This window comes from Alteromonas sp. AMM-1 (genome assembly GCF_047290655.1).
GTDB classification, from domain to species: Bacteria; Pseudomonadota; Gammaproteobacteria; order Enterobacterales; family Alteromonadaceae; genus Alteromonas; species Alteromonas mangrovi.
This window is the reverse complement of the sequence record NZ_JBLBUE010000100.1, coordinates 1-12471: the sequence shown is the minus strand read 5'-3', so window position 1 is coordinate 12471 and position 12471 is coordinate 1. Positions and strand designations below refer to the sequence as shown.

Below are 12471 nucleotides of genomic sequence, written 5' to 3'. Positions count from 1 at the left end.
TGGAGCCAGCAACAAAAATCCAGGTCAGTCCGCCGCCCGCCAGGAAATATTCTTTGTTCTCGTTGGCTTTACTGTGGTTGTGACCACGACACTTTAAATAAGTCAGGAGACCAATAAGAGCGGTAATGAAAATGAAAACGACTAGTTGAGTTAAGCTGCCTGACACGTAAAACTCCTCAGCAGTGTAAAGACAAAAAGGGGGCGACGTTGCCCCCTGTACAGTTTAGATTTAATTAAAAGTTAGCGCGAACACCTACAGCGTAACGTGCGCCGTCAGCAACCTGCTGAACAAATTGCTCCGACAAACGTCCGCGACGTGTTAATTCTTCATCAGTAATGTTGATACCTTCGAAGAACACGGTAAAGGTTTCGTTTACGTCATAGCTTACACTCATGTCGAACTGAGTATAGGTTTCAGTAAAACGAGGCTCTGTACCACCCAGTGAACTTACGGCTTCCTGCATAAAGGTTTCGCGGTTGTTCATCGCGATACGCGCTTGGAACGCATCCTTTTCATAGAAAACGGTGATGTTCTGTGAGTTACCCAGGCCAGGCAGGCTGAACTCAGCGTCGGAGTTTACGATAGTGGCGTTAGCCTGAATACCAAAGCCATTCTCAAGCGTGTGCAACCAGGCAAGTTCAAGACCTTCAACTTCCAGTGTTTCACCGTTTCTGGGGCGCAGTACGCTAAATACATATTCGCCGCTGTCCAGGAACAGAGATTCATCGGCTACATCACCAGCGATAAAGTCTTCTACTTCCTTGTTAAATGCTGCTGCAGAGAAATAGCTGGTATCGTCGTAATACCATTCTAAAGATACATCCCAGCTCGTTGCTTTATATGGTTGCAGCGCGGTATTACCAGCCTGCGCCTGTAAGTTACCCGGACGTGACACGGTAACGTTGAACACAGGAACCAGGTCGTCCATCATAGGGCGAGTAAGCGTCTCTGAGTAGGCGTAACGCAGGTGCAGATCATCGGTTAAATGTAACTTAACGTTCAGGTTTGGAAGCAGGGACGCGTAACTGTTCGTTTCGTTAACCGCAGTACCAAAGTCTGTTTCATACACAATGTTCAAATCTGACGGGTCATTTGGAATGGGCTGAAGATCTTTAACGATCTGGCTGGTTCCATCAACAGAAGTGTCAGTCTCGCTGTAACGGAAACCAAAATTAACATCCAGTGGCATGTCAGAAATTTCAGTAGAGAAATAGAACTGTGCATAAGCACTCAGCACTTCTTCTCTTACTGCAAATGAATCATTACCAGGCTGAGGATTCGCAATATTGGTAGCATCGATAGTTGCCCGCACCTCATCAAATGAAAGACCGGTGGCATTTGCAATTTGCTGAACAGCAGCGTCAGATGTCGCATAAGCAAAAAACGCTTCAGGATCGTAGGTTAGCCATTGATTTGGTACGCCACCGAAATAGTTCTTCGCTGTAAAAACAGATAATAGTTCGTCGGGCAGATCAAAATTGTATCCGCAATATACGTTACAGGCAGAGGCAAACAAGCGGGTGTTTGTTTTTTCACGATCCTGATAATACACACCAAAATCAGCTTTGTGGAAGGCTGAGTCAGTGTCGGGCACCCACGTGAAGTCTGCGCGATATTCACTAATGGTATCTTCGGTATCGAAACCATTGCGTTCGTTATAGTGCATTCTGCCCAATGATGGAGTCTGAAGCGCCGCATCGCCGCCTGCTACTGTAAGTGTAGGGGTTGCGCCGGTAAAATCGACACTGTATTCGTTGTTGTAACCAACAACAGTAAAGAAGTTATCGCCACCGCTGCCATCTTTCGCTGTTGAAGTTGAAATATCGATATTGGCTGTCAGATTGTCGTTGATCAACCATTCTACATTAGTGCCAAAAGCTTGAATTTCCACATCGCGACCGTAACGACGACGGATGAAGTCTGTTGCGCCACCTACGCCGTCAACGACGGTACTGGTAACGCCAGCAAGGCTGCCATTCTCAGTAAATGACAGGTTGTCCAGGTTACTGTCGGAGAACCAGTGACCAACACTGTGTGCGTCTGAATCAACTTCAAATTTTGAATACAAGCCATCAAATGTCAATGTCATGTCATCGCTGGGCGCGTATTGAACTACCAGTGTACCAGAGGTTCTTTGACGGTCTACCAGGTCAACAATTTGGTCAAAGTTCTGTGGAATATAAACACCGTTGTACTGGGCGTTGTTGGCATAAGCTGGGTTATTTGCTTCTGAACGATCAGTAATACTAACACCCGGACGCCAGTAACGTGATTCCAGCATGTTGGTTTGCAATTTACGCTGTTGGAATGATGCTGCGGCCAATACACCCAGTTTACCGTCGGCGAAGGTATTGGTAATCAGCCCCGACATTTGTGGCGAAGTCTCTTCAGATATGCTTTCGTACATACCTTTAACACTGGCTACGGCTTTAAAACCGTCAAAAGCAAATGGGCGCGCAGTAGTAATTTCTACCGTTGAACCGATACCGCCTTCCTGCATGGAAGCCAGCGGGCTCTTATAAACTTTCGCGCCGCTTATCAGTTCAGCAGGAAGCGTGTCGAAGCTGAATGAACGCCCCTGATTTTCAGTAGCGATTTGACGTCCGTTAACCAGTACTGTGTTGAAGTCAGGACCAAAACCACGAACGGTAATGTATTGTCCTTCACCACCAGAACGGTCGATGGCAACACCTGTAATTCTTTGTAATGATTCCGCGACGTTCTGGTCGGGAAATTTGCCTAAATCTTCAGCAGTAATACCATCATACACTACATCAGAAGCCTTCTTATCCAGCATTGATGCTTTTAATGAACTGGTAAACCCCCTGACCTCGATTATTTCTACCTGGTCATCATTAGGTGTAGCGTCCTGTTGGGCAACTGAAATTGGTGTGTGTAGGGCAGATGCGATGGCAACACCTAAAAGAGTGCGTTTTGCAATAGGGCCTAACTGTGATGTGTTGATTTTATGTGTCACTGTGTTTCTCCATGAGTAGGCTGCTTTCAACTTATTTTCCATTTCAATCACGATTAAAAATGCCTTTATTAATATAGATTAACATTTTCTTATCATGTTGCTTAGTATCGAAATCGGGTTGGTTTCTATTTAAGCTTATGAAAAATAGGTATTATTTTACAGAAGGTGACCGGTTAAACGTTTACCTTCTGCGGTCATATTAGCACAAATTTACGATGTAACTACATTGTTATAAAAATTTTTTTATATTTAACAATGAAAAATAACCACATTTGGTTATAAAACGAAAATAAACGAACTTACTTGCAGCGAATCCTCTCAACTGCTGCAACCCATCCGCAATAGGCATGATCACGTTGTATTTTTGTGAGCCGGGGGGTAAACACAGTGTCGCTCTGCCAGCACTGGATAAGATCATCCACACCCTTAAATACACCAACTTGCAGGCCTGCCAGGAACGCCGCGCCCAATGCTGTAGTTTCGGTAATTTTTGGCCGCTCTACTTCCGCCCCCAGAATGTCTGAAAGAAATCCCATTACCCAATCATTCCTGGACATCCCCCCATCAACGCGGATTGTAGTGGGACGGGCACCGTCACTCTCCATTGCCTTTTGCAAATCCTTTGTCTGATAACAAACGGATTGCAATCCGGCCGCCACGATTTCACTTATTCCTGTATCGCGAGTTAAACCCAGAATGGCGCCACGGGCGTCAGGGTCCCAATAGGGGGCGCCCAGTCCGGTAAATGCTGGAACCAGGAATACGCCATTGTCTTGTCTGGCGAGTCTTGCTAACGCCTCCGTTTCAGCTGCATCGTCAATTAACTTCAGGCCGTCACGCAACCATTGAACGGTTGCTCCAGCCATGAAAATGCTTCCTTCCAGAGCGTAGGTGGTATTGCCATTGAGTCTGTAGCCTACGGTTGTCAATAGTCTGTTCTTAGACCGAAGTGGTGTATCACCAGTGTTTAAAATCATAAAGCACCCAGTACCGTAGGTGCTTTTTGCCATGCCTTTCTCGAAGCATGCCTGGCCCACTAACGCAGCCTGCTGGTCTCCCGCTACGCCTGAAATTGGAATCGCACTACCGAGCAGACTTTCGTCAATTACCCCAAAATTTGCGGCACAGTCCATGACTTCAGGCAACATGCAGGATGGAATCTTGAAAGCAGACAGCAACCTGCTGTCCCAACACTGTTTATTGATATCAAAAAGCATGGTTCGCGACGCGTTAGTTGCGTCAGTTTTATGCGATTTTCCACCGGTTAGACGCCAAATAAGAAAAGTATCTACAGTGCCAAAGAGCAACTCTCCATTTTCAGCTTGCTTTCTTGCACCTTCCACATTATCCAGAATCCAGGCAACTTTGGTTGCTGAAAAATACGGGTCCAACAGCAGGCCGGTTGTTTCGCTGATGTAATTAACCAGGCTCTCATCTTCGCTGAGTTCTCTGCAAATTTGTGCCGTTCTTCGGTCTTGCCACACTATTGCAGGGTATACAGGTTTCCCCGTTTCCTTGTGCCAAACCAAAGTCGTTTCCCGTTGATTGGTAATCCCCACCGATGCGATTTGTGAGGGTGTAATTGCTGTTTTATCAAAGACGCTTTTGAGTGTAGTGATAACACTTTGCCAGATTTCTTCTGGGTCGTGTTCGACCCAACCATCATTCGGGTATTTTTGAGAGAATTCTTGCTGAGCAATACCCTCAATTTTACCTTCTGAAGAGAAAATAATACTACGTGAGCTTGTTGTGCCTTGGTCAATAGCAAGAATATGGTGTTTCATGAGCATCATCCTAACGGTATTTTTACAGGATTTTGCTACATTTACACTCGATTAACAATGCTTGGTTTTCGCAATCGAACATTTGCTGTGCTTTTACGCGTGGGAAGTTGGCCAGTAAACACGTATACTTGGCATCTATTTTGATGATAGTTGAGTAATTGATGAATCAGACGCAAAGACACGAAAAAATTGTTGGGCTAATCAAACAGCATGGATTTATGTCTATTGATGATTTAGTGTCTACTTGTCAGGTGACACCACAGACCATTCGCCGAGATTTGAATCAACTTGCAGAGAGTGGGGTGGTGAATCGTTATCACGGCGGCGCAGGACTGAACAAGACCTGGGAAAATACGCCCTATCAGGATCGCAAAACACAAAATAGTCAGGTAAAAGAGAAAATTGCGGAGGCGGTAGCCGCGATGATCCCCGACGGAGCTTCACTGTTTATCAATATCGGCACAACAACAGAGATGATCGCAACAAAGTTGCTGAATCATAAGAACCTTCACGTAGTGACGAATAATATTCATGTTGCGACTATTCTCTCAGCAAAATCAGACTTTTCGGTAATTATCGCCGCAGGTGAAGTACGTTATCGCGATGGTGGAATCATAGGGGAGGCAACGTGCGACTTCATTAGTCAGTTTAGAATGGATTATGGCATCATTGGTATCAGTGGGATCAGTGCCGACGGTGCATTACTGGATTTCGACTTCAGGGAAGTAAAAGTATCGCAGGCAATTCTGAAGCATACCGAACACGTTATACTTGCGGCTGATTACAGTAAATTTGAACGTAAAGCGATGGTAGAACAGGGGCATATTTCACAAATTAATTGTCTGGTATGCGACAAAACTCCACCATCAGGCATTATGGAAATCATTAAGGATAACGAGATAAAATTCGTGCTGGCCTGATAAGTCCCTCATTCGCTTAGAGTATCAAAATTGTTTCTGACATCCTCTTTTGTCATTTTTCTATGCAATGGCCTAGCGTGAAATGGCTATTTTGCGCAACTGCCTTTCATTCGAACATCATATAAAAAATTCCATTCTTATAACCAGTTAGCTTTCATTGGTTAATGTTTTTTGATATCTAATTTATTTTTTTTTACTTTTCGTATTTTCCTTTTTGTTCTTTATTTTTCTTTTTTGTTGACATGCTTTCCTTTGCAAGGTGAAAATGTAAAAATTAATAGGCGTGAAAGGGCGCGGTATGAAATTCGAAAATCAATCTGAACATGTGGTTGATGTGTTAGTTGTTGGCGGAGGAGTCAATGGCACTGGCATAGCGTTGGACGCTGTGGGCAGAGGACTGTCTGTTGCCTTGTGTGAAAAAGGCGATTTGGGCGGTGCAACATCGTCGTCAAGCAGTAAACTGATTCACGGTGGACTTCGTTATTTGGAGCACTTTGAATTCAGATTGGTAAAAGAGGCGTTGGCAGAGCGGGAAGTGTTGCTCAATAAAGCCCCTCATATCATGTGGCCTTTGCGTTTCAGACTCCCGCATCAGAAGCACTTGCGCCCAGCCTGGATGATACGCATAGGCTTGTTCCTTTACGATTCGTTAGCGAAGCGAAATGTGTTACCACGCTCAAGAAAAGTCACTACCAGTCAGAATGGCCCGCTGGTAAATAGTATCTCTACTTGCTTTGAATACGCCGATGGTTGGGTCGATGATGCCCGACTAGTAATTTTAAATGCCATTGCTGCGAGTGACCGTGGGGCAACTATTTATCCGCGGACTGAGTGCATCAGTGCCAAAAAGGAAGGTAGTCTTTGGAAGGTTGAACTGAAGTCTGTTTTAGGGGAAACGTTTACAATCTTCGCCAAGGCAATCGTTAATGCTGCTGGTCCATGGGCTGTCTCATTTTTGGATAGAGTGGCTGGTGTGGCTAATCCAAAATCGATGAGAATGGTGAAAGGCAGCCACATTATCGTGCGCAGAATTTATGATACCGATGAGGCGTATATTCTTCAGAATAAAGATGGCCGGATCGTGTTTGTTATTCCCTATGAAGGTGAGTTTTCACTGGTTGGCACTACAGATGAAAACTATACCGGGGATCCTTCGAAAGCGTCGATTTCAGATGCTGAAACAACGTATCTCCTTGAAGTAATAAATAGTTATTTCAAGTCAAAAACGACAACGAATGACATAATTCATTCTTACAGCGGCGTTAGACCATTGCTTGAGGAGAAGAATGCTTCTGCACAGGAATTAACCCGCGATTACAAGGTTGAACTGGTTGGCGAAAAAGGAAAGCCTGTTTTGCTGAATGTGTTTGGAGGTAAAATCACCACATATCGCAAACTCGCGGAGCATGCAGTAGATAAACTGGCAAGTTGTTTCCCTCGAGCCAAAAAGGCCTGGACCAAAACCGCGTTATTGCCAGGGGGGACATTTGGCAGTCAGACGGCGCTGGTGAGTTTGTTAATGAAAGAATATACGTGGTTACCTAAAGATGTGGCGCAGCGTTATGCAAGGCAATACGGCATGCTGTGCAAGAAATTTCTTAAAAGTGCGACATCGCCAGATAGTATGGGCATTGACTTTGGCGCGGGACTTTTTCAGGCCGAAGTTGACTACTTAATTGAACAGGAATGGGCGATGACACTGGAAGATATTATTTGGCGTCGCACAAAACATGGTTTGAGGTTGAGTTTTGAACAGCAGTCAACACTGGAAAGTTACATTTTAACTAAAGTTCGGCAATAGAATTCAGACAAACCGGCATTCAGCAGAGCAAGCTGAATGTCGTTATGTATTCAGACTCCTGAACGTAGTCGGTGACATTCCAACTGATTTTTTGAAGCGCGTTGAGAAAGTAAATACATTGGCGTATCCAACGTAGCTGGCAATATATGAGACAGGCCACTGGGTACTTTTAAGCAAGCTTTTAGCTCTTTGCATTCGCATGTGAATAACCTGCTGCATGGGGCTTCTTCCATATGCCTGTAAACACAGTCTGTGTAAATGAGGTGCGGAATAGTGGGCTTTTTCACACAGTCTTTCAATGTTCCAATCGAATTGCAATTGTTTGTCTATGGCAGCGAAAAGCGCGTTTAATCTATTGGCGTGTAGTGTTTTGGGGCGGTGCTCTTGCGCTTTTTCGGTCATGTATGAGTGGCGCAGTTTGTCGCATAACCGGTAAAGGTAACTCGTTGCGATGTGCAGCGCGGCTTGTCGGTTCTGCGGTGCGTTTTCAAGGTACAAGGATTCCATTGCGAAGTGAAGCCCCTCCAGGGCTGCATGTTGTACAACACAGGCCTTTTCTTTTGCGAATGCTTGCCATGTATGACAATCAGATAGGTTCAGCCAAATAATATCCCATTGCTCACAAGTTATACTGACTTCAAAACTTTGTTTTGCCGGCAGAACAATTAACTCACCCTCGTTCAGTGCGAGGTTTCCTGCTGGCGTGCGAAACATCCCGGTACCATTAAGCGAATAAAACAGCGTGTGATTGGGAGGCATAACCCGGCCTACAACATATTCCCCTGATAAATTCGAGCAACCAGCCAGTTCAATACCCACACTGCTAATTTCAGGCGCATTTTCAATATCAATGAAGCGCTCATAGCATCGAGGTCCTATATTCACAACGTCTGTAAAGGTGAGTTGCATATTTGTTAAAATGATAGTTTTGGTTAAATAAATGCAAGATTAAAGCATAAAGTATTTCAGAAATATTCGCTATATTTCACGGCGACAATTAACGCATTTAAATCGCCGGAGTTTCTGCCGTTCTGCAGGGGCTAGTGGCTTTTTTAAAGGGTATTCGCTTAGTTTTAGCGACACAGTACAAAGGGTAAAAAAGATGGCAACCGTTGCTCAGATTGTGGCTCAAAATGATTGGCAAAATCCTGTGGTATTTCAGCGTAATAGAGTAGGCGCACATAGTCCTCATCACGGTTTTATTTCACTGGAAGATGCCATTCAAAACACGAATGCGCAAATTCGTAGTTTAAACGGAGTATGGGATTTTCGGTTATATAGTGCCCCTCAAGCGGTACCTGAACACTTTATCGAAAGGGTTCTACCTGTCGGTGAGGCAGATAAATGGCATCCCATTCAGGTACCATCAAACTGGCAGCTTCAGGGTTTCGATAAGCCTATTTATTGTAATGTAAAATATCCCTTTGAAGTTAACCCGCCTTTTGTACCCTTTGACAACCCAACCGGATGCTACCGAACCACGTTTACCTTAACTAAAGCGTCTCTTCAGAACCGCAATCATATTGTGTTCAACGGCGTAAACAGTGCGTTTCATTTGTGGTGCAACGAAACTTATATTGGTTATTCGCAAGACAGTCGCTTGCCCGCAGAGTTTGACTTGTCAAAGGTTTTAGTTGAAGGGGTAAACCACCTGGCTGTGATGGTAATTCGGTGGTCTGACGGAAGTTACCTCGAAGATCAGGATATGTGGTGGTTAAGTGGCATTTTCCGGGATGTCAATCTGGTAGCCAAACCGCAATGTTATATTCAGGACGTATTTGCTACACCGTCACTGGATGCCTGTTATCGGGATGGTCTGGTAACCGTTCGCACGGCCATTAAAGCTCCGGCCGACTACCAAGTAGGTATTCAATTGTTTGATGCTGGTAAGGCCGTCACTGAGCAATTGATTTCAGGTGCGAACAACAAGCGCGTTGATGAAAAAGGCGGTTGGAACGATGTTGTTTTTCAAACGCTAAAGGTTGAGTCGCCCCAGCACTGGTCAGCCGAAACGCCACACTTGTACCGAATAGTCGTGTCGCTTTTAAACAGCGCAAACGAGGTTGTCGACAGGGAAGCGTATAATATTGGTTTCAGAACCATTGAAATGAAAAACGGACAACTGCTGATCAACGGTAAGCCAGCGCTTATACGCGGAGTAAACCGTCATGAGCACCATCCTGAAACAGGCCATGCGATTGACGAAGCCGGTATGCTCGAGGATATTAAACTGTTGAAGCAAAATAACTTTAACGCAGTACGTACTGCACACTATCCGAACCATTCTCGTTGGTATGAGTTGTGTGATGAATACGGCTTATATGTAGTTGATGAAGCAAATATTGAAACCCATGGCATGTTCCCGATGGGCCGGCTATCTCGGGATCCCCTTTGGGCAGGGGCTTATCTTGCGCGATTCACACAAATGGTTGAACGTGATAAAAACCACGCCTGCATCATTATCTGGTCGCTTGGAAATGAATGCGGTCATGGGCCAACGCACGACGCTATGTATGGTTGGGCAAAATCATTCGATCCTTCCCGCCCAGTCCAGTACGAAGGTGGCGGGGCAAACACATCTTCTACCGATATCATTGCCCCTATGTATGCCCGTGTTAATACAGACATTAAAGATGAAGCCGTACCTAAGTGGTCAATCAAAAAATGGTTATCCTTGCCTGGTGAACATCGTCCAGTGATTCTTTGTGAATATGCACATGCTATGGGTAACAGCCTGGGTAGCTTTGACGAGTATTGGGCTGCATTTAAGGCATACCCGCGCTTGCAGGGTGGGTTTATTTGGGATTGGGTCGACCAGGGATTAACCAAGTATACCAATAGCGGAGAGGCCTATTGGGCCTATGGCGGTGATTTTGGTGACGAGGAAAATGACAGACAGTTTTGTATCAATGGCTTGCTGTTTCCAGACAGAACGCCACATCCTCATTTGCAGGAAGCCAAATTTTGTCAGCAACATTTAAGTTTTTCATTGGTTCAGCAAGTCCCCGTCATTGAGGTTTGCGTTACGAGCGATTACTTGTTCCGAACCGTAGACAATGAAATTGCACGTTGGCAGATCCTGGAAAACGGTAAGTCAGTCCAACAGGGTGAAATAGCGCTGCATATTGCGCCGCAAAGCAGTATGGTGATCTCTGTTTTGCCTGATGTACAGATGAACCCTGGTGCGACTTACCACCTTAATATTGACGTAATGTTAGCGCGGGACTGCCCTTGGGCTTCGGCAGGGCATATAACTGACACCATTCAGTTAGCGCTCGATAACAAGGCTGGATTCGCCGGGTTTTTGACCGGCGTAACCGCGTGGCCTGAAGAGAATTATGCTGATGGACGGGGAGCCGTTCTGGAGGATGAACAAACCCTTAGCGTACGCATTGCTGAAAATACCTTTAGCTTTGATAAGGAAGATGGCTTGCTTATTTCCTGGTTAACTGCAAAAGGAGAAACACTGAGTGCACCAATAGAAGATCATTTTTTCAGGGCTCCGCTGGACAACGACATCGGAGTAAGTGAAGTCAACAACCCAGACCCTAATGCGTGGGAGTCACGTTGGCGTCGGGCCGGTATTGGCAGTTGGGAACGAACATGTACAGACTTCCGTGTCCTGCAAAGTTCAGAGGATGTCCGCGTAACTTCCATATTTGAATATCACTACGCAGATATGCTCGTAGCTTCAACAAAGTGGACCTACATCATCAGTCCATCTGCACAACTCAATCTTACGGTAGATGTTTTACTTGATGATTGTTTACCACCCATGCCTCGTATAGGCATTCAAACCGCAATTCCTGCGGTAGTGTCGGAGCTGAATCAGCCTGGCGTCGGAAATAGCGGTATTGAGGTGAACTGGTTGGGTATGGGGCCTCACGAAAACTATCCGGACAGGCTGGCTAGTGCCAGATTTGGAAACTATTGTTCGAATCTAACCGATATGCAAACGCGCTATATTTATCCGACTGACAATGGCTTGCGCTGCAATTGTCGGGCATTGTCGGTTGGGAATCTGAACGTAACCGGTACGTTTCATTTTAGTGTGAGTGAATATGGGCAGGCTCAATTAGACGCTGCCAAACATACTTGTGATCTATATGCCCAGGATTGTGTGTTTGTGTACATTGATCATGCGCACATGGGCGTTGGGGGCGATGATTCCTGGAGCCCGAGTACACATAAAGCCTTTTTACTTGAACAAAAGCGGTATACTTACCAGGTCAGTTTTCATTCGAATAAATAGCTATCCCCCTATAAGGCCATCAGGGCACTGAGTTCAAAAGCCGCTACACAAGTAGCGGCTATCTTGCCGAAAGTAATTCTGGCGAACCTATTCCGTATAAAATTGCAGGTTAAACTCTCTTTCAGTTGTGGTAACATGCGCGCTCAAAAAAATAATAAAAACGAAATGAATAATTAGAAAGTGGTTAAGACAGCACGAACATCGCACTTGCGATGCTTTAAGTCTCCAGACTCCAGCGACAGTAAATAAATAATCCGGACGGTAATTGCGGTTCTCTATACATTTTTTCTTCAGGTGCGCTCGCGCGTTATTAGCATATTGCCACCGACAAGAACGAAATGATCAGAACGGTCTGAAAAATGCGCAAAGCCTGTTGACATATAGACGTCTATACGGCAAATTGAACGCATGAAGACGATTATTAGCACTACCGGCATGATGATTACCACCTCTTGGAGGGCGGTCGCTGGCTAGTGCGCGTAAGCAAACAGACATCGAAAGCCCGCCCTGAAAAGAGCGGGTTTTTTTTTGCGGTAACGAAAGGGGCAAGCTGGCCCATAACAATGCAGTCAAGGAGCATTCAATGAAAGTCTTAAAGTTTGGTGGTTCATCTCTGGCCGATGCAACGCGTTACTTGCGGGTGACCGAGATTAGCACGACCATTCACCAGGCAGATGGTGCTGCTGTAGTCTTGTCTGCTCCGAAAGGCGTTACTAATGCGCTGGGTGCCTTGTGC

General features: G+C 45.3%; 6 protein-coding genes and 1 pseudogene. 3 read left to right on the top strand and 4 right to left on the bottom strand.

The genetic code is table 11. The annotated features are described in order from the left end of the window. From ACLR2L_RS14195 to glpK, 3 genes and pseudogenes are all read right to left on the bottom strand, one after another. Positions 1 to 166 (bottom strand): annotated as a pseudogene (locus ACLR2L_RS14195) (SLC5 family protein); the annotation flags it as partial. 67 nt (positions 167 to 233) lie between these two features. Beyond that, positions 234 to 2978, bottom strand: a complete 2745-nt coding sequence (locus tag ACLR2L_RS14190; RefSeq protein ID WP_413368913.1) for a TonB-dependent receptor — start codon at positions 2976 to 2978, stop codon at positions 234 to 236. 299 nt (positions 2979 to 3277) lie between these two features. Beyond that, a complete protein-coding gene (gene glpK, locus ACLR2L_RS14185) occupies positions 3278 to 4762 on the bottom strand; it encodes a glycerol kinase GlpK (RefSeq protein ID WP_413368911.1) in 1485 nt (494 codons plus the stop codon). A gap of 161 nt (positions 4763 to 4923) precedes the next feature. Here glpK and ACLR2L_RS14180 point away from each other — a divergent pair, with 161 nt between their 5' ends. Then, a complete protein-coding gene (locus tag ACLR2L_RS14180) occupies positions 4924 to 5682 on the top strand; it encodes a DeoR/GlpR family transcriptional regulator (RefSeq protein ID WP_413368909.1) in 759 nt (252 codons plus the stop codon). A gap of 298 nt (positions 5683 to 5980) precedes the next feature. Further along, the gene (gene glpD, locus ACLR2L_RS14175; RefSeq protein WP_413368907.1) at positions 5981 to 7483 is read left to right on the top strand and encodes a glycerol-3-phosphate dehydrogenase; all 1503 of its coding nucleotides are present in this window, start codon (positions 5981 to 5983) and stop codon (positions 7481 to 7483) included. A gap of 42 nt (positions 7484 to 7525) precedes the next feature. Here the strand turns inward: glpD and ACLR2L_RS14170 are convergent, their stop codons facing one another. Next, complete coding sequence (locus tag ACLR2L_RS14170) at positions 7526 to 8392, bottom strand: helix-turn-helix transcriptional regulator (protein WP_413368905.1); 867 nt, start codon at positions 8390 to 8392, stop codon at positions 7526 to 7528. Between the two features lie 193 nt (positions 8393 to 8585). On the opposite strand from ACLR2L_RS14170, the gene ACLR2L_RS14165 reads away from it, so the two are divergent. Continuing rightward, positions 8586 to 11735, top strand: coding sequence for a beta-galactosidase (locus tag ACLR2L_RS14165; RefSeq protein WP_413368903.1), 3150 nt, complete (start codon positions 8586 to 8588; stop codon positions 11733 to 11735). The last annotated feature ends 736 nt before the right edge of the window (positions 11736 to 12471 follow it).

Bases quoted from the DNA above. Each gene is read 5' to 3' on its own strand.
- glpK (WP_413368911.1), bottom strand. From the start codon at position 4,762: ATGAAACACCATATTCTTGCTATTGACCAAGGCACAACAAGCTCACGT.
- ACLR2L_RS14180 (WP_413368909.1), top strand. From the start codon at position 4,924: ATGAATCAGACGCAAAGACACGAAAAAATTGTTGGGCTAATCAAACAG.
- glpD (WP_413368907.1), top strand. From the start codon at position 5,981: ATGAAATTCGAAAATCAATCTGAACATGTGGTTGATGTGTTAGTTGTT.
- ACLR2L_RS14170 (WP_413368905.1), bottom strand. From the start codon at position 8,392: ATGCAACTCACCTTTACAGACGTTGTGAATATAGGACCTCGATGCTAT.
- ACLR2L_RS14165 (WP_413368903.1), top strand. From the start codon at position 8,586: ATGGCAACCGTTGCTCAGATTGTGGCTCAAAATGATTGGCAAAATCCT.